Origin of the sequence: Nocardia sp. NBC_01009, assembly GCF_045208035.1 — a bacterium.
In the GTDB taxonomy this organism is placed as follows: domain Bacteria; phylum Actinomycetota; class Actinomycetes; order Mycobacteriales; family Mycobacteriaceae; genus Nocardia.
Genome location: NZ_CP108695.1, coordinates 7,547,942 through 7,571,004 on the forward strand (window position 1 = coordinate 7,547,942; position 23,063 = coordinate 7,571,004).

Here is a 23,063-nt window from a genome sequence, read left to right on the forward strand (position 1 = left end):
CGGGGTATCGGATCACCAGGCCTGGGATCAGCGGGATCCCGGGGCATCCGATCGCCAGGCCTGGGATCAGCAGGGTCCCGGGGTATCGGATTGCCATGCCTGGGATCAGGAAATACCGGCGAGACCGAGGTACCGCCGTCACGACCAGGATCAGGAAATACCGGGGAGACCGAAGTTCCGCCACCAGGCGGAACCCGACCGGGATCCGGCAATATCGGAGAGATCAACGTACCGCCGCCAGGCGCAATCCGTCCTCGCTGGACGCCAGCAAGTTCCGTGCCGTATTCAGCATCGCCGTCCGCCATACTCGCCGACACCCGCCTTCCGAATTTCTCGTCATCATCCCAGCTCCCCGCGACAGGGAAGGATCGCAGCGGCAAGGGCAAGTCATAAGACCGTCGGTGCGGCTACCAAAGCTGCGGTGGCACATACCGATCGGTTCCCGGTAGCATCCCCCGGGGATAGAGGCTCGGCAAGGGGGAGGGGCGATCCGTCATGGGATCGAACGCGGTTCGGACCGCAATGGCATTGGTCGGGACCGTGGTCGTCGCGATCGGGGTCGGCGGGTGTGGGGCCGAACCGGACGTGCCGGTAGCACCGGATCCGCTGGTCGACCTGGCGCAGCTCGACGTCGGCGGCAACGCGACCAAACCACACGACTACGGCACGGCCAAGACGCTCGAACAGGCCAAGATCGTCGAGGCCGAGCGGCTGGCGAACTTCATACCGCTCGCCTCCGACATCGACCCGCGCTTCGCGCACGGCTACAAGCTCACCTCGAAGGTGTTCTTCGATCCGAAGTACTCCGATCTGGGCAATGCCATCAAGCTCGAGAAATTCACCGAGACCGCACCGGATTTCATCACCGGCTTCGCCAGCAGCGGCACCACCGACCCGAACGTCCAGGGCATGGATTTGATGAACGTGGTCATGGTCTTCCCCGACGAGCAGAAGGCCAAGGACGCTGTGGTCGCTCTGGAACGCTCCGACTTCGAGTACAGCAACCGCAACCAGGCCGTGGCGATTCCCAAATATCCTGCGGCCAAGGCTCACTGGCAGCCGCACGAGCAGTCGATCGGATCCTGGTTTGCCGCAGGCAAACTCGTCGTCTACAGCTGGGTCTACGACTATCTGCGGATCGCAGCGGGTGAAGTGGATCTGACCACCTTGGTGAGCCTGGTGGAAAAGAGCCTGGACGTGGTTGTTCCTTCGATCGCGAAGTTCACCCCGACCCCGCCCGACCAGCTGATGAATCTGCCGGTCGACATCGACGGGATGCTCGGTCGCACGCTGCCCCGAATCAACGAGGAACTCTTCACCAATCCGCCCGGCGTATACACCGGCCTCGCCGGACTGCACTTCAGCACCACACCGATCACGGCCCGCCCAGCACTGGAGGCCGCGGGTGTCGATCGGTACGCGCGGGACCACGCCATCGTCTACCGGACCCGCGACGTGGCCGCCGCCAGGAAGCTGCTGGCACACCAGGCCGAGCTCGACAAGAAGCTCCGCAGCGTCGAGTCGCCGAAGAACCTTCCGCAGGCCAAGTGCCAGGAGTACATCGGCAGCGACAAGTTCGCGATCCGGTTCTACTGCTCGGTCTCCTACGACCGCTATGTCGCTCTGGTCTGGTCGGATCAGCTGGTCGATCTGCAGCAACGAATGTCCGCCCAATACGCGCTCCTGGTGAACGCCGAATGAGGTTCTCCATGCAGTATTACCAGCGCCGAATCGGATCGGTGCGTACCGGTGCGATCGCGATGACCGCGGCTGCGCTCGTGCTGTTGGTCGCCGCGTGCGGATCCACCGTTCCCGGTGTTTCGGGGCCGGGCGAAATAGATGTCCGCAAGCTCGATGTCGGCTCGTATCCGACCGTGCCGTACCACGCGCACAACGACGACTATGCCCCGAGCTTCTTCTATCGGCGTGAAGTCGCGGCCATGCGGCTCGCCGAGAACGCCGCGACCGCCCACGACATCGACCCACGGTTGAAGACCGGATACTTCCCGTACAGCATCTTGCCGGGCGTCATGCCCGACAAGCTGGGGCGTCCTGCGGATCTGGAACCGATCGCCATCCGAAACAAGCTGGTCAACGGATTCATGTCGAATGGATCGGACAAGGGCTTCAGCCTTTCCATCGGTGTCGCCCCCGACGATTGGCCGAAGAAGTTTACGGCGGACGAGACGATCATCACCTCGATGATCATGCAGTTCCCGGACGCGGGGCTCGCAGAGCGGGCGGCGAGAGAGTTCTACGAGGCCGACCTCGCGGTCAACCCGGACCAGAACCAAGCGGTGCCCTTGCCGAAATATGGTGCGGCGCACTCGTATTGGCATCCCGACTCGCCGTTTCTGCGGACCATGCTGGCGCGCGGCCCATACGTGGTGGCGTTCCTGTTGTCCACTCCGGGCGTGGATCTGAACGCATTGCGCACGCTGGCCGAGAAGTCCTACGACAAACAGCTGCCGCTACTCGAGCAAGCGAAGCCGTTGTCCACCATGGAAATGCTGCAAATACCCTGGGATACTGGCCATCTCTACAGTCGAGCGTTGAATCCGAACAAGTCCCCCGTTCCGTCGTTCAGCACCCGCCAAGTGCTCGTCGGCCGCCAAGGCGTGCTGCACCTCAGCAAGGATCGCGAGCTGGCCGAGAATCGCCTCGCGGCGATGAACGCGGACCAATTCGCCACTGTCGAAAGCACAATGGTCGCGCACACCGCCGACGCCGCGACGGCCCGCAAGATCGTCACCGAGCGCCTCACCCTGGCTCCGGTCGCACGCGACGCCGCAGCTCCAGCGAATCTGCCCGATTCGGCATGCGTGGAAAACGAGCCGTCGAAATCGGGCTACAAATTCACCTGCATCGTCGCGTATCACGAGTACGTGGGATTCGTTTCCCACCGAAGCCTCGCCGACGCCCAGAAACAGGCAGCCGCTCAGTACGCACTTTTCGCGAACAGCTAGCCCGCGGGAAATGACAAGACCCCACCCGAGCAATCGGCTCCTCCAGGCATCACACTCGGCCCCCGCGGCCGACGCAGGAACAGGACGGCAAAGATGGCGATGAGCCCCGGCACCATCGTCGGCGGATATCGGATCCTGGGGGTACTCGGCGCAGGCGGCATGGGCACCGTCTACCTGGCCCAGCACCCCAGCCTGCCGCGGCGCGACGCGATCAAGGTGCTCGGCACCGAGCGCTCGGTCGACGACGAGTTCCGCGCGCGATTCGAGCGGGAGGCGAATCTCGCTGCTGGACTGGATCATCCGAATATCGTCTCCGTGTACAACCGTGGCGAGGAGCACGGTCGACTGTGGATCGCCATGCAGTACGTGGCGGGCACCGACGTCGCCGCGGACATGACGCGTGACCCGCATGGCATGAATCCGCTACGCGCACTTCGGATTATCACCGAGGTCGGCAAGGGGCTCGACTACGCGCACCGAAAAGGCTTGCTGCACCGCGACATCAAGCCGGCGAACTTTCTGCTGTCCACCGCAGACGGCGACGAAGAGCGGGTCCTGCTCACCGATTTCGGCGTCGCGAAGGCTTCCGACGACACCAGCGAACTCACCCAGGCAGGCAGCTTCGTCGCGACCATCGCCTACGCGTCGCCCGAGCAGCTCTCGGGGCTGCAGCTGGATCCGCGCTCGGACATCTACAGCCTGGCCTGCTCGCTCTACAAGCTGCTGACCGGGCATAACCCGTACCCGTCGACGCAGCCGACCGTGGTGATGATGGGGCATCTGCACCAGCCGCCGCCGCTCGCCACCGCGGCCAACCCGGGCCTGCCGCCCGCCATCGACGACGTGCTCGCCCGAGCCATGGCCAAGCACCCGGCCGACCGGTTCGCCAGCTGCCGCGAATTCACCGACGCTGCCGCCGACGCCATGCTCCCAGGCCGTGTCCCCGCCCTGACCAGTACCTCCCCCATTCGGGTCGGCGCACCCCTGCCACCGACAGATCCGCGAATTCCGGTGGCTCCCACGGAGCTCCGATCGATCCCCCAGCCTTCCGGCAAACGCTGGGGCGTGATCGCGGCGGCCGCCGCCGTCGTGGTCGCCCTCGCGATCGGCGCGGGCGTGCTGCTCACCGGCCGCGACAGTCCAGGTGCCGCCCCCACCGCGGGCCCCGCGACCGCGACATCCGCGCCGCCGCCGACGTCGAAAGATCAGGCCCGCGCCCAGAATCCCCGGTTCATCGGCACCCCGATCTTGATGGTCAACATCACCGGCACCGGCCGCACCGCCGAACCCGACATGGAAGTCTTCCTCGACACCACCCCGCCCACCACTTTCCTGCACGATATCGGCCTCACCTACCACCCGACCTTCGCCAAGAAGGGCGATGAACCATCCCCCCGACCGATCGGCAAGGACAGCCAGTACGTCGCCTTCAGCGCCGTCACCGAGGGCTACATCCTGGCCGTCCGCAGCGACGCCCGCGCAGGCGGTGGCGGCCTCCTCGGCCTCCCCGGCGCCCTCCTCGACACCCACGCGACAGTCCTCGTCGTCGACGACCCGCAAACGGTCAACGCCATTCGCTATTGGAACTCCGACTCCGAACAGATCCTGCTGAACAAGCTGGTCCCGGTACTGAAGACAGGGATCAAGTAACCGTTCGGGTGCCAGCCTCCCTCGGGCATGTCAACGCCGTAACGCCGTCCACCCGCCGTTCGTGATGGGAGACATACCGCTGATCCGCGGTGACCGGCCGATGGTGTACCGGAGTTCTGCGTTGCAATTCGAGTAGTACACCACTCACGCCGAGGCGCGCAGCATCTGCGAATCTTCGCATTACCGCCATCACCACGGTGACGATTCCGGCGACCTCATCGGTGGGGCTTGCCCGGCTGGGAAACAGAGTAGGGAGACGAAAATGTCGGTCAAAATCGTGCTGGACGATCAGGTCACCTTTCTGACCGATCCTGTAAGCCCCTGTGCAGGAGAAGAATTCACGGTCTCCTGGCAGGAGAAGAACATCGGTGACGAAGATTCGGTCCAGTACCAGGACATATTCGATCTGGACGATCAAGGATCGGGCGACAGCAAGGAGCTGCGATGCGAGCCGCTGGCGGTCGGCGAGTCGGCGAAGCGCTCGTTGACTTTCACCCTCCTGGCAGGCAACTACGTCATGACCCTCGTCATCAACGGCCAAGCGCCACTGACCCTGGGCAACGTCATCATCGACGAATGCGTCTGACCGCGGCCCGCGACGCGAGCACACAGGAGAGCTGCCATGACCCATCAGCTGGATTTTGTCGAGGATTTTCCGCAGATCGTCCCCGATCCACCACAGGCACACGTCCAGTTTTCCGTGAAATGGAAGTGCGTGAACACCGGTGATGAGGAATCGCCGGAGGCCGGTGTTCGGGTCGATCTGGCCGGAACGGACGGTGGCCTGCTCGTCACGTCGATCGGGCGAAACGTCGTGGCGCTGTTGCCGGGTGAAACGGACGAGGACACTGTGGGCGTCGGCGCGGTCGGCACCGGCAGCGGCCTCCTGACCGTAACGATCGACGGCGCGAACGGTGTGTCGGCGGTAATTCCGATTACCGTGAGCTGAGATCCGTTGAGCTGGACGTGTCGGTGACTGAAATGTACCGAACGGTTCCTGGCCGCCGCGTGGCGCTATCAACACTCTGATGGAACTGCTGTCGCCGGAGGTCACGCTGTGGACCGACGGCGGCGGCAAGGTGCGCCAGGTCATGCGTCCGGTCGTCGGTGCACCCACGGTGGCCGCACTGTTCGGAAATCTCGGCCGCCATCCCTATCAGGGGATCGAATTCGCTGATATGACCGTCGAATTGGTCGAGATCAACGGCAGCCGAGGGCTGCTGTTCAGCGGGCGGGGCCGCGTCATTGCCACGGTCACCTTCGCCTTCGACCGTGACAGCCGCATCGTCACCATCCACAACGTCGCCAACCCCGACAAACTCCACGCCGTCGGCGAGGGCATCACCCACGACATCAGCGCTCGTGAGTACCCGGAAGGCCGGCAGGGGTAGCCGATCGGCAGGATCGGCCTACTGACGCGGCGCATTCCTCGGCACGGTTGCCCACCGATGTGCAGAGGGACAGCCGGTTCGGGCGCTCACCCGCCGTCCCGAGTCGGCCGGACTGCCCGAGCAAGTCGAGGTGGTAGCCGGTGATCTCACCCGGAAGGAAACCCTTGCGCCGGCGCTGGACGGCGTGCGGGCGATCTTCTTGGTGCTGCCGTATCAAATGGATTGCCACACCCCTGCTCGCCGTCGCGAGCGGCGCGGGCGTCGAGCACATCGTGTTCCTGTCCTCCGGTGCCGTCGTCGACGGTGTCGACCAGCAACCGGATGTCATCGCCCAGTACCACCGCGATGTAGAGCGCGCAATCGAGACCTCGGGCATCAGCTGGACGTTCCTGCGCCTTTTCTTCCCAGCGATCAACTCCCTGTCCTTCGCGATGCAGCTGACCGGCGGCGACGTGATCCGGGCGCCCTTCGCAAACGCCGCGAGCGCGCCGATCCACGAGAAGGATGTCGCCGACGTCGCGGCAGCCGTGCTGGCCGGCGGACACGGCGGCCTGATCTACGAGCTCACCGGCCCACAGTCGGTCACCCAGGCAGAGCAGGTCGATATCCTCGGCACGGCGCTCGCGCGCCCGTTGAGCTTCGAGGAACTCGACGACGCGCCGGTCCGGGAGCAGATGGCGCAGTTCATGGACCCCGCCTTCATCAACGCCCTCTTCGACCTGATGGCGGCAACCGTTGACAAGCCCGCACCGGTCAACGCCAACGTCGAACAACTCACCGGCCACACCCCACGCAGCTACGCCCAGTGGGTCGACGACCACATTTCCGACTTCGCCTGAACGATATTGCCCTGAACACGCTTTCGTTCGAATGTTTCGAACGAAAGCGCGTTCAGGGCCGCTCGGGCACGTCATGCAGCGCTTCTGGCGCGACGCCCACGCCGGCCTGCAGCACGCCATCCACACCCCCGGCCCTCTGTATCACTCGACAGCACTGACCACGATGGGCGCCGAGCCGCAGGGGCCGCTGCGCGCCATGATCTGACGCGCCACGACCTGCGGTGGCGAGAGCTGCCCGGCTCCCCCAAAGCGCGTTGATCAACGGATCCGCCCGACCCCCCCGAACAGATGAAAGCGGCGTGCCACCAACCGCCCGCTGGCACCACGATTCCCGCTGATTGAAATCGTCTTGGCCGCGGCCGCACCGGCACATCAGCTCAGCGCGGGTGCCCGGCGAAGGAGCAACGCGGCGGCTAGGCGCAGATCGTGCTCGGCGCGCCGCTGCGAAACCCGGTGGCTCAGACTCGATGCCAGCACGCCCCCACTTGCCTCGGTCGACCGCCTACCGAATCCTCGAGCAGCTCACCAGGCTGCGGTGGGTCGACCGCACTGCCGCGGTGGTGGCCGCCGCCGCCATCTATCAGTGGGTCGACCTGCCGATCATGCGCCGGTTCGCCCACGGGCGACCCCGGCAGCCGATCCAACAGTCCGCGTGATCACCACCGGCATATTCTCGGACTGAGATCATGGGTTCGAGTCGCCTCAGCTTTGCTCCAACAAAGGCCAGGTCCGGTCGATTCCCGGATCTGGCCTTTTGCGTGGCAACGCATTTCGCTGTCGGCAGCGGTAGTCGGGCGCAGGGCGCTTGCGTTGATGAGTGTGAGTGAGGCGAGGTGTACGGGCTGGGCGGCGGCCCAGGCCAGTCCCCATGGGACGCCGCAGTTGTGGCCGACGAGGTGGACTCGGGTGAGGCCGAGGGTGTCGAGGGTAGTGGTGAGGACGACGCGGTAGTCGCCTTCTACCCGGTGGTCGAAGCCAGGGAAGGTGCTGGCGGTGCCGTAGCTGGGCATGTCGAATGCGAGGTCTTCGACCGACCGCATACGGTTCGGACGCTGGAGCAGGTGGCGCAGCGCACAGGCGACGTTCATCAGGATGATGAATGCCAGCAGACCGATGACCCAGGGCAACAACCGGTCGACGCGAATGCGCCGCACCAACGGAAGAACCAGCGGGAAACTCAGATAGAACGCCAGGTCCGTCGCCAGCGACCACGACGGGACGTTGAGCCCGCCCACCGTGGTCCATTTCGGAAGCCAAGTGTGAATCAGCAGCACGTTCGGCACCCAGACGACGATGCGGCTCAGCGGCACGGAGGCCACCAGGATGAACATCGCGGCTGCGACCAGATGGGTGGGGTAGAGCTTGAGTATGCGGCGACGCAGGAAGGCCACCGTGGAGGTGCCGGGCCGGAAAGACCAGTAAATGATGAAACCCGACAGCACGAAGAAGAACGTGACAGCCGTTGCGCCGAACTGCATCGGCAGGAAGTTCTGATGGATCGTGCGGAACAGCTCCGACTTCTCGAACGGGTAGGTCGGTAAGAACACCAGCGCGTGCAGCAGGAAAACCGCCGCGGCTGCCCACCACCGAGCCCCGGTCAGACCGGGCAGATTTCCGCCCGGCCGGACCGTGCTCGACGAGCCGGAGGTAGCGGGCGCCGTGGGTGAAAGCGCCGAGGTGCTCGGCGCTTCTGTGTCCGAGGTCGTCACCGGGAGATCCAGTCACGCAGCCCGGCCGCCATGACCGCATCGCCCTTCGCAGTGGGGTGCAAAGGCATCCCGAGGAAGTCGGCGCGCGGATCGAACACCCCGTTGACCCACGGATCGTCCGAACACAGACCATGTCCCGCGGTGATCGGCTTGGCGTTGAAGAACTCCAGCTTCAGGATTTCGGCCGCCTCGCGCTGCGCTCGGTCGAGCCGATCCATGTACTCCACCACGGCGAATTCCGGCGGCATCCATCACTCGAAGCGCGAGTGAGGCGCATCACATTCCCCCGCCTTGTCATATACCCCCTAGGGGTATATCTTTTCTATGGGTCGAACGAACAAGATCGGAGCGGCCAGGGCGATGACCACGCAGACTCACACCAATGCGGGCGCGGACCGCGCGATCACCGATATCACCCCGCGAGACCTCGGCAAGACCATCACCCTCGGCGTGGATCTCTCGGTAGCAGACACCGACGAACTGCGCCCCACCCTGGAGCCCACGCGCACCGTGATCGTGGACGGTACGAGGCGACCCTCGATGATGAACTCGCGCCGGCCGAGGACCGGCTGCTCACGCTCACCGCGCGCAGGGACGGCGAAGCGTTCACCGACCGGCAGCCCTACCCGTCCATGGCCACTTGGTGACCCTGCCCGCGGGCGATCCGACCTCGCCCACATCCGCCCGAACGGCGAACCCGGTGCCGGATCGACCGCACCCGGTCCGGATGTCACTTTCCACACGGCCGCGCCCGGCTCCGGAACTTACCTTCTGCACTTGGTTTCCAGCACAGTGACGTCCTCCCCACCCAGCACACCACCAATGCCTGATCACTGAAACCTACTGAGCGTGTGCATGTTCCACCGCTGCGCCGCCAATTCCCGAAAGGAGCCCGACGTGTCCGAATGCCGCTGTCCCAGGACCCGTGATCCGCCCAACTCATTCCAAGGATGTGTTTCCGATGCGTTCCATGCCCATGATCACCACACTCTTCGGCCACCGTGACTACCTGCGACTGTTCACCGCTCAGGTGTCGGCTCTCTTCGGCACCGGGCTGACTACCGTCGCCCTCGGGCTGCTCGCGTACGAACTCGCCGGAGCCGACGCAGGCGCTGTCCTCGGCACCGCTCTGACCATCAAGATGCTCGTCTACGTGACGATCGCGCCGATCGTGGCCGCCTACGCCGACCGACTCCCCCGCAGGCTTTTCCTGGTGGCGCTCAACGTGATTCGAGCCGCCATCGTGCTGACACTGCCGTTCATCGACCAGGTATGGCAGATCTACGTACTGATCGCGGTGCTGCAAACCGCCTCGGCCGCTTTCACCCCCACCTACCAGGCGATCATCCCCGACATCCTGCCCGATGAGCGCGAATACACCAGAGCGCTGTCGGCCGCGCAACTGGCCGCCACCATGGAAACGCTGCTGAGCCCGATACTCGCCGCGGCGGCACTGACCGTGATGAGCTTCCACTGGCTGTTCATCGGCACCGCAATCGGATTCGCCGTCTCGGCCGCCTTGGTGATCACCACCCGTGTCCCTAACGCGACTACCGCCACGCGGGGCTCCTTCCGGGAACGGATCACAATGGGCATGCGGATCTTCGCCGCGACACCGCGGTTGCGCGGCCTGCTCGGATTGAACCTCGTGGTCGCCGCCGCCGGATCGGTGATCATGGTCAACACCGTCAACTACGTGCGCGACACCCTCGGCGGCACTCAGTCCGGAGTGGCGATGCTCTTGGCCGCCAACGGGTTCGGCACCATGATCATCGCGCTCGCGCTGCCCCGGGTCCTCGATCGAGTCGGTGCCCGGCCGGTGATGTTCGCTGGTGCGGCCACGCTGATTGCCGGACTCGGCTCGGCCGTCGCGCTGTCCACCGCCGATGCCGGCGGCTGGCGATGGGGCGCCGCTATCGCGGTGTGGGCCCTGACCGGTTCGGGCACCGCGGCGGTGCTGACGCCGACCGGGCAGGTCCTGCGGCGCTCGTCGCAACCCGCCTACCGCCCCGCGCTCTTCGCGGCGCAGTTCTCGCTGTCACACCTCGCCTGGTTGATCACCTATCCGATCGCCGGATGGCTGACCACCGCCGCCGGTTTCACCACCACCTGGATAACGCTCGCGGTGTTCGCAGTCGCGGGAATCACTGCGGCACTGCGGATGTGGCCACGCCACGACCCTGAGGAGCTGACTCATCTGCATGAAGTCGGCACCATCGACCCGGCCCGGCTGTTCGGCGCCGACCGTGTGGACGAACGCCACTACCGACACACCCATGTCTTCGTCATCGACGCCGACCACCGCCGCTGGCCGAGCCCGACGGGGCGGCAACTGGACACTGCCGCAGCAGCATAGCGATCGACACGGATCGAGGCGAGATACGCAGCGGGCACCTCATTTTCCCGAGATACGATCGTTCGTATCGACGTGGCCGACTGGCAAGTTGCTTTGCGAGGGTGCGTACTTCGACGAAGGTCACGGCGTTGGCGCCCCATTCGCCTGAGGTGAAGGCCGTGACCGACAGTGTCCTCGGCATTGCATGGGATGACGATCATGGAGATCCACTGCGACGGCGTCAATTCCGGCGCCGAGGTCGACCGGCCGCACCGCGAGGTGGGCTGACCATCGCATTTCTATCGCAGGGCACCCTCGCTGGACCTCCGATAATATTTCGACATGGCGACTGAGATGCCTCCAAGGATCGATTACTCCGCCTACCTGAGCATTGCGCGGGGATCCCGGTTGTCGAGGTCGCGGCCCGTGACCGGGTCTCGCACCAGTCGGTACACACCTGGGTCGAACGCTATCGCGAGGATGGGCTGGCGGGACTGGCCGATCGGCTCATTCCACCGCGGCCTTGGCCTGCGGCCAGATCCGGGCCAGGTCGATCAGGTGCGCGAGCTCGGCGTCGAAATCGTGCGCGACCACGGGCAATGGCGGTGGTGCGCCGGTGCCAGCGGGCGGTAGGCCCGCCTTTCTGGCCTGCGCCGCCCGGATCAGCCGATGGGCGTAATCGGTAGTCCCCCGGTCCGATTCGGGCTCTCGCACGGTATTGCGTTGCGTTTCATCGGTTTCGGCCGGGAGATAGGCGCCCAGGTGGAGCATCGCGTCGCGGATCTCCACAGTCATCCGCAGTAGACGGGTGGCTGGATCTGAGCCGTGCCGCGCATCGACGGGCATGACGATCTCCGGGACCGCCGCGGTGAGATCGCGCCACAGCGGCAATAGCCGACGGCAGGTTCTGGTGGCGCGATCCATACCCGCTCGCAGCACCAACTCCGCGACCAGCGGTATCGCGTGCAGTGTCGCATTGATCGCGACCCATAGGGTGAACGCAGCCTGGACCAGCGATAGTTGTGGTCCGTCGGGCCATCCCGTGGCCAGCTCGGACAGCGAGAGTGCCTGCGCACCCCAGAGAACGGCATTGCTGCCGATCAGGCCGATACACACGATCCGCGCCGCGCGCGGGGTACCGACATCGCGGAGTGCGCCGAGGCAGATGCGACTGATCACGAACGTGTTGTAGGTGACGGCGAAGGCGCAACAGATGACCAGTCCGACCTCCGCGAGGTGCAGGTCGACCGATCGTCCCGAGTATCTCGCCGATGCCGCGGCCAGGATTATCGAGGCCGTCGCGGCCGAGGCGAGGAGCGCGGTGTTGCGCTGGTGGCGCCATACGGTCTCCGGCTCGGAATCCGCGCGGGCAAGCCGACCGATGCTGCTCAGGTATGTGGTGTTCACGAGAATGCAGCCCAAGGCAAGCTGATTCGCCGGGTCATCGATGGTCGGCGTCGATGCGCACCGGTATATCAGCAGGGTCGCGAGGCTCCACAGGCCCATGTGGTTTACCAGCCGATCGACAACAGTGCCGCCGACGAGCCATAACCGACCCGACCCGAGAACCGTGACGTAGCCGATCACCGCCCAGGCCACGACTTCCGGTATCGGTGACGACATCTATGCATCCTCTTGGTCCGGCGGAACTCGTGCCCGTCGATGGGTACTGCTGCCTCGGCCGCACTACCACGCGCCGCCGGATCAAGGCCTGAGCCCGGTGCAATACCCGACCCAGGCCCTAACCCTTGAACTCCTACCCGGCCAGTCCCACTCGAGGGAACCAATTCATCAACACGGAAAGTTCGTCTATTCGATCAGGTAGGCCGTTGTCGGATGGGTGGCGCTCCCGAAGCAGTGCTGGTCTTTCGCGCGTCCTCGGCGAATTCCTGCCAGGTCGTCGGCACGTCGTCCTCGATGACGGGATCCTCCAGACTGACGTCGTAGTCGTCATCGCCCAAGTGCTCGTGCGGGGTTGATTGATCGTCCGGAACGAACAATGGAGATTGTCGTGGCTCATCCCGTCAACGCAGACCAGAACGCGGCTGCCGTCGTCGCTGCGGCAAACCTGGCGGCAGACGCTGTCCTCGGAACGGCGGCCAACCCGATCACCCAAGCTCAGCTGGCGCAGAACACGACCGCCGCCGAGCGACAAAATCTGAACGCCGGGCTCGAAGGCCACTCGAATGCCTTGGACGCGTTGGACGACACCCCGGAGATAGTGGCAGCCACCGCGCGCGTTCAAACCGCACTGGAGCGGCTCGAGGCTATCGACCCGTAGCAAGTTCTGTGTGCTCCACAGTCTGACAACGCTCATTCGGGACAGCATCGAACATCCAGCGGTGACGAAAGTCAAGGAGGCGGGGGCGTTCCACGAGCGAGCCCACCGATCGGGCTCGGGGTCAGCCGAGCCGGTCCGGCGAACAACCTGAATTGCCGCCGATCCTGCTGCACTCGCGACGCCCTCTGAATGGGTTCGGGCTCCGCGACTTCGGAGTCTCCTACCGGACCCACGCGATTTCTCCACACTTGGTAACCGGATCGGACACAACTGGTCGATACATTGACCGCGTGTTTGCTCGTGATACATCGTGGAATCGCTTGAACCTTCTCGCGTACATATTGCATGTCGTTGCCGTCGGTGCGCTGGCTGTGGCGTGGGTGGCGATCGGGCTCGGACTGTACTCGGAGCCGGGAGCGGATCCACGGTTCGAGCTCGAAGCGGGCGGCCGCTTCGCGGCCAACCTCATGGTCTATTGGCCGTTCCTGCTTGTGATTAGCCCGGTGCTGGTCGTCACTGGCATTTTCGGGCTGATGCCATACCGGTTTGCGCCTGGCGGCACCATCGCGGGTGGGGTAGTTGCCAGTTTGTTCGCTCAGTGGGTGGGAACCGAGCTGTACTTGTCCGATTACAAGCCGGCGTTATCCGGACACCTCGACACGAGCATCGTCGCGGCGTGCTTCGCACTTGCCGCAGCGTTCGCGGCAGCCTTCTTGCACTTGTATGGCAACCGATCCGGTCGGACGCGCGCCGCCTCGATGCGAGGCGCAGCAGTGCTGGTAGTTGCCATTCTCGTCAGTGTGGTGGTCACGATTCCGCCGCTGATCGCGGGCAGCGGCACCCCGTCCGGTGTCCTGGCTGGGCTCGCACCGACCCCCATTGCGGCAGGAACTTGTCGGACTGGACCGACGAGGGACAGACGACCGTCTACACGGGCGGGGCGAAACAGTCGTATCCGCCGAAGGATGTGCCCGACAACGTGTTCGGGGTCGTGGTCACACTGCGTAACGGCACAGGCAGCGTCGAAACTACCCCGCCGACCGCGATCTCGTTCCGAGACGAGCTGCCATTACGGTCGGGTCCGCCGGGAACCGAAGTGATGCTGTATCAGCCTGGTACAGGCAACGAGTTCGCGTTTACTCAGCTGCGCGCTCCGAATTGTGAGGCCGGCAGTAGCCGGGTGGTTTCGGCGACCTACAAATATGCGGATTACGGCGGAACGAGCACGTCTCAGATTCAGGGCACGGTATCTCGTAGCGACTAACGCGCTGGCAGGGGTGTTTGATACGTCGCTGATCTGGATGTCTGTTCGTTCGAAGGCAAAGGCCTGTCGAATCGGATCGAATCACCAGGTTGGCCTGCACCTTTTCGAGCGGATATTGCAGGTGGAGCGGGTGCCCGTATATATTGGCGCAGTGATCTTCTCTTATGGAAAGGGCGCCGTGCGCCCCTGCCGGTGATCCCCGGCAAGTGGCTGGTTTCCGGCGATACGGATGACCAGACCACTCTTCTTGTTCACCCACTCGGCCTCAGCGCCTTGCACGGCTCAGGACCATGGCCCCGGCACTACTCCGATGCGCTACCGGTGCTGGTGCAAACCATCACGAAGTTGCTGAAAGATCCACCGCCGGAACTGGATTGGCCATCCGGCGAGGTCGCCCGTCTGGCCAGGAATTACTCGGCGCTGTTCGTGCGCACCGAATAGTCCGATGAGGTCGAGGCCTGACTTTCCGAACCGGATGGTGAATTCGGTTTCAACCGATACACGCACCGCTACCACCCCGCCCGCATCCTCATCGACGAGCTGCACGAAGCCGCGGCCACGTACCGATCCACCGGCGAGACCGGATTTCACCATGGCCATCAATAAGATCCAGTTCGACAGACAAGTCCAGTTTCCCCGCCCACGCCGCTGGCTCCTCGCCGGAATCCTTCCGATCATGCGACGTGACCGGGTCATCCCACGTATCGACGGCGTGCCACTCACCGATCTGATCGACAGATTCGAGCTCGACGCAGGTATGCAGCCCGCAGGTGGGGCATACGGTGGCCTCATCCCGGCGCACTCTCGGTCCCTGCGGATGGACGACCACTTCCACGGAAGGTCAACCATGGCAACGGGATCGAAGACACCCGTGCTCGTATGTGAATGCGGTGAGTGGGGCTGCTGGCCACTCCTGGCCGAGATCACCGTCACCGACGACCTCGTGATCTGGGATTGCTCCGAACAACCCGGTCGCCGAACACGCGACTATGGCGCGTTCGGTCCATTCCGGTTCGACCGCAACCAATACGACGACGCTCTGCGGGACCTGAGTAGGCCAATCAGCTCAGAGATCGCGTGAACACGATTCGCCGCATGTCTCGCTGCTCGCATCTCGCAATGCACTCACATGCCGCTGCGCGGGCCGCTTCATCGGTAAGCAGCTCGCGATACCAGATCCGCTGTGTGGGACCGATCTTGAAAGCGGAGCAGCAGCCATTCGTGCCGGCAGTCAGCCAGGGCTCCCGGCACCGCACCAGCTCACAGGCCGCTGGATGTCGCAGTTCGAGCCATCAACCGAACCGATTGTGCGAGACAAACTTTCCGTAATCGGAAATTTATTATTGTGTGATATGGTGAAAGCGAAATCGAATTTCCTTGTCTAGTATCGGTATTCCTGTTGGAACTGCTGTGGCGATGACTGGAGAATTCGATGGAAAAAGTTCCGAGCCGGACCGCGATGATGGCGGCGGCCGGTCGTGCGGCGCACCTGATCGTCGATCGCGAGCCGCATCTGTTCCAGGACACTGTCGCGGAGGCGCTGCTCGGCGCGCGCGCCGCCGAACTCGTCGGCTATCACCGCAAGTTCGGCGATCACCCGATACTCAGCGGCACTCGTACCCAGGTCAACGTCCGCAGTCGTTACACCGAGGACCGATTGTCGGCCAGCTTCACTCAATACGTGATTCTCGGCGCGGGTCTGGACACTTTCGCCTACCGCTCACCGCTGGCCCGAGCGATCGCAGTCTATGAGGTCGACCATCCTGCTACCCAGAGCTGGAAGCAGGAGTTGCTGACAGCCGCGGGACTGGATACCGCAGCGGTGGAATTCGTCGGAGTGAACTTCGAAGTCGGCGATCTTGCCGCCGGGTTGGTTGCGCACGGATTCGACCCGGATCAGCAAGCATTGGTGAGCTGGCTCGGCGTATCCATGTACCTGACCGAATCCGCGATAGCAGCGACACTCGCCTCGCTGGGCCAGCTCGCTCCGGGCACCGAGCTCATCATGGAATACGCACTCCCGCCCGAACTACGTGACGAACCAGGCCGCGTCTACGCGGAATTCGCACTCGGGGCCACCGCGCAACAGGGCGAGCCGTGGCTCAGCGTCTTCACACCGGAGCAGCTGACACTATTGCTCGAACGCCATGGTTTCGCAGTGGCCGAACACGTTTCACAACGCGAGGCCGTCGATGCAGCACTCTGGCAGCGCCGGGATGCACTGCACCCCGCCGATCTGTGCCGACTCGTGCGGGCAACTGTCCGACAATGAGCCGAACCAGCCAGGCACGAGCCCAGGCGAGAGTGGCTGCGAACATCCGCTCAGGCGCCGCGGGGCGCGCGCTCTCGAACGTCCGGCAACTGCCGATTTCAGTGCGGACTGCGGCGCGCGTGCCAGACGGATCGTGACGCTTCAAACAATGATCTTTCATGGAAGTGATTCACCAGACTGCCACGCCAGTTGCCCCTGGCGTGCCACCAAACACCGCACCGGGGCTTTCGATGCGCGCCGAAGTCGCCCCAGGCGGGTCAGTTGCGGGTGATCAGTCCGTCGGCGGGGACGCCGGTTTTTCGGGACCGTGACCCCGTCCGCGGTGCCGGTGAACCGGTTTACGAATCGTTGGGCTCCACCCATTGGAACCTGTGGTTGCGCAATGGGAACTGGCTCAGGTCGACCCGGTCGAGGGTGATCGTTACCGGGTGGCCGTTCAATGAGCCGCTCAGGCGCAGGTGGTCGGCGCCTTCCTTCTGGAAGGTGAATGTTGCCAGTGGTTTCGGCTTGGTGTCGCCCTGGTCGTACAGTTCGATGCGGTCGGCTGCAGCGGCGATCGTGGCCTGTACATCGACAAGGCTGTCGTCCATGCGCTGATAGGTGGCCCAGCCGGGCTCATCGAAAACCAGCTTGCGCCAGCGGGTTCGGTCGGTTGTCAACGGCGGGACGTCGGTGCCGTCCCGGGTGAACCCCGTGACGGTCCAGATGCCGTAAACCGGCGACTTCGGTGGATGTTGCTCGCGCCAGTAGTCGATGCTCATGGGGATAAAAGCGGTGGAGACCCAGATTCCCAGCAGCACTTGCGCACCTGCGGCAACCCGCCGAGATCGCTTGGTGTGGAACGGATATGGCGCAGTAGATACACCGGCGGGCCGGTCGAGAAACAGCACGTTCACCAAACGCCGTGCCTCCGGCGCCAGCAACAGCAGCGACATCAGCATCAGGTGCCCGGACAGGGTCCGGACATGCACGCCGAAGCACATATCCATCACGAACACCATGGCCATGTCGACCATTACCAAGATCGCACCCGCAATCCTGGTCCGTGGGATGAAAAGCAGTATCCCGCCCAGCACCTCGGCGGCGCCGAGCAGTGCCTCGTAGGGCTGTGAGACGCCGACCTGATTCCACAGCACATCCAACGGAGTGAAGTCCCCATACGGTGTGAGCAGCGTGCGCAGCGCGGGCGCGGGCATTTGTGTCGGAATCAGTTTCCCCAGACCGTAATTCATCATCTCCCCGGCGACACAGAGCCGGATGAACACGAAGAACCAGCCCGCCAGCCGCCGATACTCATGCCGTTGGTCCAGCAGCGTCCACACCGCGGTCCCTACGACGCTGACCACCAGGATGCAGAACAGCAGCACCCAGAAGATGAGCTGGTCGCGGCCGCCGGTCGTCACCAACGGAACGTCGGTGGCGCCGAACACCTGCCGCCCCACCCATTGCAGGAACGGCTGCAGCAGCTGCGTCTGCCAGGTCGAGGGATCCGCGAGCGACGACCACCCGGCGACGAGCCACCCCGCGAGAATCGAGAGCAACTGTGGATACAGCAGACAGTACAGTCCAAAATACAGGAAGCAGAACCGGAACGCGATGCGGGTGAACGGATTCCAGCGTGCGGGCCCCACCCGATCCGGTGTGTCCTGCGCGGCGATCGTGCTGATGGCACCCCCTCTCCACCATTCGAATCGGCCACGCTGGAGTGTTCTCGGTGTGTGGACACCAGCTGTCATGCTGTGGCGGGACTGGACCGGCCTGCTGCTCGTATGTGGCATATTCGCTTCACCTCGAGGTGTCTCGTGGCACGGTAGTCGATCTTGATTGCTGTACTGTAGCTGACGAAGAGAATGCGGAGGCCGCTGTCTCCGTTGAGGAGTCGGCACCGATCGCCGACTGGGATTGCACCACCAAGCCGTTCGAATCAATCCAACGCTGAGGAGATCCGCATGTCCCGAACTCCGAAATCTCGCGCCGAACTCGCAGCGCTCATCGGTGGAGCGGCACTGGCCGCTGCGGTCTTTTCGGCGGTTGCTGAGGCGTCGCCCGTCCCGCCAAGCCCCTCGGGTGCGGCCGGTCCGGTCCTGGCGCCGGGCGGTAACGACGGCAGCAAGGACCCTCAGTGCAAAGGCGGGAACAACGGTAAGGACCAGGACAGCGACGATCAGTGCACAGACGGGGACAAAGACGGCGACAGGCACCGACACCGACACCGGCACCGGCACCGGCACGGCCATTGACCTGATCTCAAACCGCTTGCCCAGCACCGTTGCTCGGTGTGTCCAGGTGCCGGTAGATGGTGGGCCGAATGACGCCGAACTCGGCGGCAATCTGCGCGACGGTGTATTTACGTTTGCCGGCCGCGTCGAGCTCGTCGTACATCTGCCAGACCAGCTGCACCTGACGGCAACCGAGCTTCGGCTTCTGGTCGCCGGTGCGTCCGCGGGCGCACCGGCGACCAGGCCGTCGCGGGTGCGCTCGGACATCGTGTCGAAAACGCTCGAACAGCGCGGCGTCGATCTGGTGGTGCTCGATCAGGGCATCGATACCTCGACCGCGCTTGGGCGCATGTCCTTCCAGATCCTCGGCGCCATTGCCGAATTCGAGCATGCCCTGTGCCGCATGATCGGCCGTGTGCTCGGCGACATCGCTCGCGAGCGGGCGGGTAGTCTCACCGTCTGCAGGATCAATGTCGATTAAAATCCCGGCACTGCACCGGAATATCAAATCATGTCGATGTCGACGCTGATCCTCTTCCGAAACGGTCGACCGATCCACGCGACCGTGGGGTATCCGGTCGAAGGTCGAATTATGATGCTGCTTGCGGAGACGGTGCCATTGCGGACACGCGCAGTAGATCGAAGCCCCGCCCAGTCAGGGCCGGATGAACCCGCGGTAATGCCGCTGGGCGGGCGACTGGGGAATGAGACGCAATGCGGTTCCGGACATCCCATAATGCCGAGTTGAGTGTATTCGGGCAGGGCGTTATCGCAGGATAACCTCGATGCCCTTCTCATCGAAGATCTCCAAGAGCAGATCGAACATGGTTTGCCCGGCATCCACGGCCTGGTCTGTCAGCAGATGCTCCCGCGCCACATCGGAGTGCAGCAACTCCAGCGTGAATGGGCTGCAGGCGCCCCATCCTCCGTGTAGGCAGTCCCACAGAGCATCGAGGTTCCAGCCGAAATAGCCCCCAGGGCCGTTGATCGCTTCCCCGAGCGCGCAGTAGAAGCTGACGATGTCGGTGACAGCCTGTCCATCCAGTGTGAAGACTTGGCCTGCGGCAGAATCCGGCCTGCCTCGGCGCTGGTAGGCACTCGTCCAGAGCGCCACCGCCAACCACGCGGTCCTGTCCTCGGTGTCGAGCCGGTGCCAGATGTCGCGTCGGTTCAGCCGACCGTCCCGGATCAGGTTCCAGACCCACTCACCACCGAAATGCGCGTTATCGCAGTACAGCGTCACACTGAGGTCGACCAAACCCGAATCGAGGCTCGATGGACGAGCAGCGGTGACCGCGTTGTGGCCGGTGGCGGTGAACGGCATCCCAGGCTGACGTCCAACGGAGCCAAGGAACTTCCAGCGTCCTGCTTGCCCACTCCGTTTTCGTAGTTCCTGGTTGTGTGTCGCGGGCGGTCGTGCGGCCCAGCGCTCAGTCGGTGGCGAGGGGGATATCGCCGGTTGTCTTGCTGTAGCCGAGGGCCTCGACGATCCGGCCGTCGCGGACGTGCATGAGGTTGACGCCCTCGACCCAGTCGTTCTCACCGGTGCCGAAGCGGTACTGCCAGCGGATGGTCGCGCGGTCGCCCGCGACGATCACCTCCTGCGGCTGGAACTGGGTGGCGGTGTCCTCGACCAGGGTCTTCCAGAACAGCAGGCAGGCCTCCCGGCCCACGACCCGCTCGCCGGCTGGTGCGGGCTGCACCGATTCCATGACGCAGTCGTCGTCGACAAGGTCGTCGAGGAGCTCGGGGTCGCGATCAGTGAAGGCGCGGTTGAACCGGTCCATGACCTCGGTGGTGGTGCGCATGCTGAGCTCCTCGGGTAGGGAAAGATGGGTGCCATGGAATCCTGCTGCCGCCGGAAGCCGGTGGGAAACAGTCTTTTCTGGTTCCAGGTACAAGCAGGATTTGGAACGCCAGGTCATTCGTTCACCTCCACGGCCGCGCGTATCGCGCGGACCAACAGGGTTGTCAGTGGTTGCGGTGCTTGCGCGGTCCAGACCACGGCCGCCTCGATGGGCGGCGCGTCGGCGATGCGGACTATGCGGTTGTTGGCGTCGGCGTAGCGGCGACCCAGGGATTCGGGCGCGAGCCAGATGCCCTGCCGGCGGGCGGCGATGATCGGACCGTCGGCGGTGTCGGCGACGGTCGCCTGCGGCGATCCGGGATCGGGGCGCAGGGCGGCGGCCCAGTGCCGTTCGGCCGCGGCGGACATGAAGATGCCCGGCAGCACCAGGGGAGCGGAGGTCAATTCCGCCAGCAGTACCCGGTCCCGGTCGGCGAAGGCGTCGTCGTGGGCGAACACCGCCACCCAGCCGTCGGAGCCGATGACGGTGTGGCGCAGTCCGCTGCCCTCGATCGGCAGCCACATCAGCGCCGCGTCCGCACGACCCGCTTCGAGTTCGCACCGGGTCTCGGCCATGGACCGCACGCTGACCAGCACGACCCGCAGGGTCGGATCCGCGGCCTCCAGCTCGTTCGCGACCCGGATCAGAAACGGGGTCGTGGAGCGCGGGCAGAACACCACCCGCAGTCGGCTGATCGATTGCCCCGCAGCCTGATTCACCCGGGCGGACAGCTCTGCCAGACCGCTCACCATGGCGCCCGCGCCCTCGGCGAAGATCTCACCGGCCTCGGTGAGTCGCACGCCGCGCGAATCCCGGACCAGCAGGTCCGCGCCGAGCGCCCGCTCCAGCTGCTTGATCTGCGCCGAGAGAGTCTGCTGGGTCAGGTGCAACCGGGCCGCCGCCCGGGTGATGTTGCCTTCCTGCGCCACGGTATGGAAGGACTCGAGCAGCCGAATGCTCAACTCCGGTAAGGCCGATCGGGGCCGGCGGTCGTACCGCCACCTGTCCTGGTCCACGGCATCGGAACCGGCCATGGCGTCAGGCTTCCGCGATGCTCGCGGACCTGGATCCGCGAGTCGACCAGATCGCAATGGAGGCAAGCGCACTCAATGCCGCGCCGAACCAGAGCACCGCCGACAGGGCGACATTGTCGGTGATGAGTCCACCGAACAGCGCGCCGAGCGCGATGGCGAGGTTGAACATGGCGGTGTTCAGTGCGGTGGCTGCCTCCATGGACTCCGGCTGGGCGCGCAGGATCCAGGTCTGCACGCCGACCGGGATGCCGCCGAAAGCCAAGCCCCACACCAGCAGCAGGCCCAGCGCGGCCACCGCGGTACCGCCCACCATAGCGACCAGCACCAGCACCGTCCCCAACACGGCACTGATGGTGATGAGCGCGACGCGGACATTGCGCGCGGCCACGGCGCCGGTGAGGAAGTTGCCGATGATCCCGGCGATTCCGAAGCCCAGCAGAGCCGGGCCGATCGCCGCCCGGTCCAGTCCGGCCAGGTTCTGCAAGATCGGGCTCACGAAGGTGAAGGCCGCGAAATGCCCGCTCACCAGGAGGAAGGTGACGAGCACACCGGCCCGCACCACCGGATCACGGAATTGCCGCCCGAGGGTGCGCAGGTGCACGGCCTGGGTCGCGGGCAGCTGCGGCAGCAGGGCGAGCAGCGCCACGACCACGACCAGTCCGAGACCGCCGAGCACCCCGAACGCGATACGCCAGTCGGTCAATTCGCCGATCAGCGTGCCCGCCGGGATGCCGAGGACGTTGGCCGCGGTCGCGCCGCCGAAGGCGATGGCGGTGGCCTGCGGCACGAACTTCTCGGGCACCATGCGTACCGCGATGCCGGCGGCCAGCGCCCAGAATCCGCCGATGGCGATGCCGATCAGAAACCGCGAGGCCAGCAGCAGCGCGAAATTCGGGGCGAAGGCCGAGAGCAGATTGGCGCCGACCATCAAGGTGATCAGGCCCAGCAAGACGACCCGGCGGTCCAGACGGCCGATGGCCACGGGCAGGATGGGCGCGGTCGCGGAGGCCACCAGGCCGGGCACGGTCACCATCAGCGCGGCGGTGCCCTCCGAGACTCCGAGCGCGCTGCTCACCGAGGAGAGCAGGCCCACCGGCAACTGTTCGGACGTCACCACCGCGAATGTGCCCATGGCTACAGCCGCGACGCCGAACCAGCGCCGCAGCGGCACCTGTTCGGCAACGGATTCCGTTGCGGGTGAGGCAGATACGGTCGTCATGCGAAAACTCCTTGATCGGGTCGGGACCTTCCGGGCA

At 64.8% G+C, this 23,063-nt stretch carries 23 protein-coding genes and 1 pseudogene; 16 read left to right on the plus strand and 8 right to left on the minus strand.

Annotated elements, in window-relative coordinates; translation table 11 throughout:
* The first annotated feature begins 495 nt into the window (after nucleotides 1-495).
* The 9 genes and pseudogenes from OHA42_RS34050 (at nucleotide 496) to OHA42_RS34090 (ending at nucleotide 7,502) form a co-directional block, all read left to right on the plus strand.
* Entirely contained in the window at nucleotides 496-1,701 is a 1,206-nt protein-coding gene (locus OHA42_RS34050) for a hypothetical protein (protein ID WP_406232043.1), read from the plus strand.
* Between the two features lie 8 nt (nucleotides 1,702-1,709).
* Entirely contained in the window at nucleotides 1,710-2,966 is a 1,257-nt protein-coding gene (locus OHA42_RS34055) for a hypothetical protein (protein ID WP_406232045.1), read from the plus strand.
* A 93-nt stretch (nucleotides 2,967-3,059) separates the two neighbouring features.
* Nucleotides 3,060-4,616, plus strand: a complete 1,557-nt coding sequence (locus OHA42_RS34060) for a serine/threonine-protein kinase (protein WP_406232047.1) — start codon at nucleotides 3,060-3,062, stop codon at nucleotides 4,614-4,616.
* 262 nt (nucleotides 4,617-4,878) lie between these two features.
* Nucleotides 4,879-5,202 carry a hypothetical protein gene (locus tag OHA42_RS34065; protein ID WP_406232048.1) on the plus strand — a complete coding sequence of 108 codons (324 nt, stop codon included), beginning with the start codon at nucleotides 4,879-4,881 and terminating at the stop codon, nucleotides 5,200-5,202.
* A 36-nt stretch (nucleotides 5,203-5,238) separates the two neighbouring features.
* A complete protein-coding gene (locus OHA42_RS34070; RefSeq protein WP_406232050.1) occupies nucleotides 5,239-5,565 on the plus strand; it encodes a hypothetical protein in 327 nt (108 codons plus the stop codon).
* Between the two features lie 79 nt (nucleotides 5,566-5,644).
* On the plus strand, nucleotides 5,645-6,007 hold the full coding sequence (locus OHA42_RS34075) for a hypothetical protein (RefSeq protein WP_406232051.1): 363 nt from the start codon (nucleotides 5,645-5,647) through the stop codon (nucleotides 6,005-6,007).
* Nucleotides 6,008-6,279: 272 nt separating this feature from the next.
* Complete coding sequence (locus tag OHA42_RS34080) at nucleotides 6,280-6,846, plus strand: hypothetical protein (protein WP_406239797.1); 567 nt, start codon at nucleotides 6,280-6,282, stop codon at nucleotides 6,844-6,846.
* 73 nt (nucleotides 6,847-6,919) lie between these two features.
* A pseudogene (locus OHA42_RS34085) lies at nucleotides 6,920-7,051 on the plus strand (hydroxylase); the annotation flags it as partial.
* Nucleotides 7,052-7,313: 262 nt separating this feature from the next.
* The gene (locus OHA42_RS34090) at nucleotides 7,314-7,502 is read left to right on the plus strand and encodes a helix-turn-helix domain-containing protein (protein WP_406232053.1); all 189 of its coding nucleotides are present in this window, start codon (nucleotides 7,314-7,316) and stop codon (nucleotides 7,500-7,502) included.
* Here the strand turns inward: OHA42_RS34090 and OHA42_RS34095 are convergent, their stop codons facing one another.
* Both OHA42_RS34095 and OHA42_RS34100 read right to left on the minus strand, forming a co-directional pair.
* Complete coding sequence (locus tag OHA42_RS34095) at nucleotides 7,503-8,555, minus strand: acyltransferase family protein (RefSeq protein WP_406232054.1); 1,053 nt, start codon at nucleotides 8,553-8,555, stop codon at nucleotides 7,503-7,505. It abuts the gene before it with no gap.
* Nucleotides 8,552-8,803, minus strand: coding sequence for a hypothetical protein (locus tag OHA42_RS34100; RefSeq protein WP_406232056.1), 252 nt, complete (start codon nucleotides 8,801-8,803; stop codon nucleotides 8,552-8,554). Before OHA42_RS34100 ends, OHA42_RS34095 begins: the two co-directional genes overlap by 4 nt.
* A gap of 112 nt (nucleotides 8,804-8,915) precedes the next feature.
* Here OHA42_RS34100 and OHA42_RS34105 point away from each other — a divergent pair, with 112 nt between their 5' ends.
* Both OHA42_RS34105 and OHA42_RS34110 read left to right on the plus strand, forming a co-directional pair.
* Nucleotides 8,916-9,392 (plus strand): hypothetical protein, encoded by a 477-nt coding sequence (locus OHA42_RS34105; protein WP_406232058.1) that lies wholly within the window; start codon nucleotides 8,916-8,918, stop codon nucleotides 9,390-9,392.
* A gap of 139 nt (nucleotides 9,393-9,531) precedes the next feature.
* Nucleotides 9,532-10,911 (plus strand): MFS transporter, encoded by a 1,380-nt coding sequence (locus OHA42_RS34110; RefSeq protein WP_406239799.1) that lies wholly within the window; start codon nucleotides 9,532-9,534, stop codon nucleotides 10,909-10,911.
* Between the two features lie 486 nt (nucleotides 10,912-11,397).
* Here the strand turns inward: OHA42_RS34110 and OHA42_RS34115 are convergent, their stop codons facing one another.
* On the minus strand, nucleotides 11,398-12,513 hold the full coding sequence (locus OHA42_RS34115; RefSeq protein WP_406232060.1) for an MAB_1171c family putative transporter: 1,116 nt from the start codon (nucleotides 12,511-12,513) through the stop codon (nucleotides 11,398-11,400).
* 388 nt (nucleotides 12,514-12,901) lie between these two features.
* Between OHA42_RS34115 and OHA42_RS34120 the strand changes: the two genes are divergently transcribed.
* From OHA42_RS34120 to OHA42_RS34135, 4 genes are all read left to right on the plus strand, one after another.
* On the plus strand, nucleotides 12,902-13,171 hold the full coding sequence (locus OHA42_RS34120; RefSeq protein WP_406232062.1) for a hypothetical protein: 270 nt from the start codon (nucleotides 12,902-12,904) through the stop codon (nucleotides 13,169-13,171).
* A gap of 1,456 nt (nucleotides 13,172-14,627) precedes the next feature.
* Nucleotides 14,628-14,876, plus strand: a complete 249-nt coding sequence (locus tag OHA42_RS34125; protein WP_406232064.1) for a hypothetical protein — start codon at nucleotides 14,628-14,630, stop codon at nucleotides 14,874-14,876.
* Between the two features lie 151 nt (nucleotides 14,877-15,027).
* Nucleotides 15,028-15,516, plus strand: coding sequence for a hypothetical protein (locus OHA42_RS34130; RefSeq protein ID WP_406232065.1), 489 nt, complete (start codon nucleotides 15,028-15,030; stop codon nucleotides 15,514-15,516).
* 351 nt (nucleotides 15,517-15,867) lie between these two features.
* Entirely contained in the window at nucleotides 15,868-16,707 is an 840-nt protein-coding gene (locus tag OHA42_RS34135) for a class I SAM-dependent methyltransferase (RefSeq protein ID WP_406232067.1), read from the plus strand.
* A 338-nt stretch (nucleotides 16,708-17,045) separates the two neighbouring features.
* Here OHA42_RS34135 and OHA42_RS34140 read toward each other — a convergent pair whose 3' ends face one another.
* Entirely contained in the window at nucleotides 17,046-18,485 is a 1,440-nt protein-coding gene (locus tag OHA42_RS34140; protein ID WP_406232069.1) for a DoxX family protein, read from the minus strand.
* A 289-nt stretch (nucleotides 18,486-18,774) separates the two neighbouring features.
* Between OHA42_RS34140 and OHA42_RS34145 the strand changes: the two genes are divergently transcribed.
* Nucleotides 18,775-19,407 (plus strand): recombinase family protein, encoded by a 633-nt coding sequence (locus OHA42_RS34145; protein WP_406232071.1) that lies wholly within the window; start codon nucleotides 18,775-18,777, stop codon nucleotides 19,405-19,407.
* A gap of 285 nt (nucleotides 19,408-19,692) precedes the next feature.
* On the opposite strand, the gene OHA42_RS34150 is transcribed toward OHA42_RS34145, so the two are convergent.
* The 4 genes from OHA42_RS34150 to OHA42_RS34165 all read right to left on the minus strand — a co-directional run bounded on the left by OHA42_RS34150 (nucleotide 19,693) and on the right by OHA42_RS34165 (nucleotide 23,026).
* The gene (locus OHA42_RS34150) at nucleotides 19,693-20,250 is read right to left on the minus strand and encodes a barstar family protein (protein ID WP_406232073.1); all 558 of its coding nucleotides are present in this window, start codon (nucleotides 20,248-20,250) and stop codon (nucleotides 19,693-19,695) included.
* 106 nt (nucleotides 20,251-20,356) lie between these two features.
* The gene (locus OHA42_RS34155; RefSeq protein WP_406232075.1) at nucleotides 20,357-20,734 is read right to left on the minus strand and encodes a nuclear transport factor 2 family protein; all 378 of its coding nucleotides are present in this window, start codon (nucleotides 20,732-20,734) and stop codon (nucleotides 20,357-20,359) included.
* A 113-nt stretch (nucleotides 20,735-20,847) separates the two neighbouring features.
* Nucleotides 20,848-21,807 carry a LysR family transcriptional regulator gene (locus tag OHA42_RS34160; RefSeq protein ID WP_406232076.1) on the minus strand — a complete coding sequence of 320 codons (960 nt, stop codon included), beginning with the start codon at nucleotides 21,805-21,807 and terminating at the stop codon, nucleotides 20,848-20,850.
* Nucleotides 21,808-21,811: 4 nt separating this feature from the next.
* Nucleotides 21,812-23,026, minus strand: coding sequence for an MFS transporter (locus OHA42_RS34165; protein WP_406232078.1), 1,215 nt, complete (start codon nucleotides 23,024-23,026; stop codon nucleotides 21,812-21,814).
* Nucleotides 23,027-23,063: the final 37 nt, after the last annotated feature.

Bases quoted from the DNA above. Each gene is read 5' to 3' on its own strand.
- OHA42_RS34050 (WP_406232043.1), top strand. From the start codon at position 496: ATGGGATCGAACGCGGTTCGGACCGCAATGGCATTGGTCGGGACCGTG.
- OHA42_RS34055 (WP_406232045.1), top strand. From the start codon at position 1,710: ATGCAGTATTACCAGCGCCGAATCGGATCGGTGCGTACCGGTGCGATC.
- OHA42_RS34060 (WP_406232047.1), top strand. From the start codon at position 3,060: ATGGCGATGAGCCCCGGCACCATCGTCGGCGGATATCGGATCCTGGGG.
- OHA42_RS34065 (WP_406232048.1), top strand. From the start codon at position 4,879: ATGTCGGTCAAAATCGTGCTGGACGATCAGGTCACCTTTCTGACCGAT.
- OHA42_RS34070 (WP_406232050.1), top strand. From the start codon at position 5,239: ATGACCCATCAGCTGGATTTTGTCGAGGATTTTCCGCAGATCGTCCCC.
- OHA42_RS34075 (WP_406232051.1), top strand. From the start codon at position 5,645: ATGGAACTGCTGTCGCCGGAGGTCACGCTGTGGACCGACGGCGGCGGC.
- OHA42_RS34090 (WP_406232053.1), top strand. From the start codon at position 7,314: ATGCCAGCACGCCCCCACTTGCCTCGGTCGACCGCCTACCGAATCCTC.
- OHA42_RS34100 (WP_406232056.1), bottom strand. From the start codon at position 8,803: ATGCCGCCGGAATTCGCCGTGGTGGAGTACATGGATCGGCTCGACCGA.
- OHA42_RS34105 (WP_406232058.1), top strand. From the start codon at position 8,916: ATGACCACGCAGACTCACACCAATGCGGGCGCGGACCGCGCGATCACC.
- OHA42_RS34110 (WP_406239799.1), top strand. From the start codon at position 9,532: ATGATCACCACACTCTTCGGCCACCGTGACTACCTGCGACTGTTCACC.
- OHA42_RS34115 (WP_406232060.1), bottom strand. From the start codon at position 12,513: ATGTCGTCACCGATACCGGAAGTCGTGGCCTGGGCGGTGATCGGCTAC.
- OHA42_RS34130 (WP_406232065.1), top strand. From the start codon at position 15,028: ATGGCCATCAATAAGATCCAGTTCGACAGACAAGTCCAGTTTCCCCGC.
- OHA42_RS34135 (WP_406232067.1), top strand. From the start codon at position 15,868: ATGGAAAAAGTTCCGAGCCGGACCGCGATGATGGCGGCGGCCGGTCGT.
- OHA42_RS34140 (WP_406232069.1), bottom strand. From the start codon at position 18,485: ATGCCACATACGAGCAGCAGGCCGGTCCAGTCCCGCCACAGCATGACA.
- OHA42_RS34150 (WP_406232073.1), bottom strand. From the start codon at position 20,250: ATGCCGTTCACCGCCACCGGCCACAACGCGGTCACCGCTGCTCGTCCA.
- OHA42_RS34155 (WP_406232075.1), bottom strand. From the start codon at position 20,734: ATGCGCACCACCACCGAGGTCATGGACCGGTTCAACCGCGCCTTCACT.
- OHA42_RS34160 (WP_406232076.1), bottom strand. From the start codon at position 21,807: ATGGCCGGTTCCGATGCCGTGGACCAGGACAGGTGGCGGTACGACCGC.
- OHA42_RS34165 (WP_406232078.1), bottom strand. From the start codon at position 23,026: ATGACGACCGTATCTGCCTCACCCGCAACGGAATCCGTTGCCGAACAG.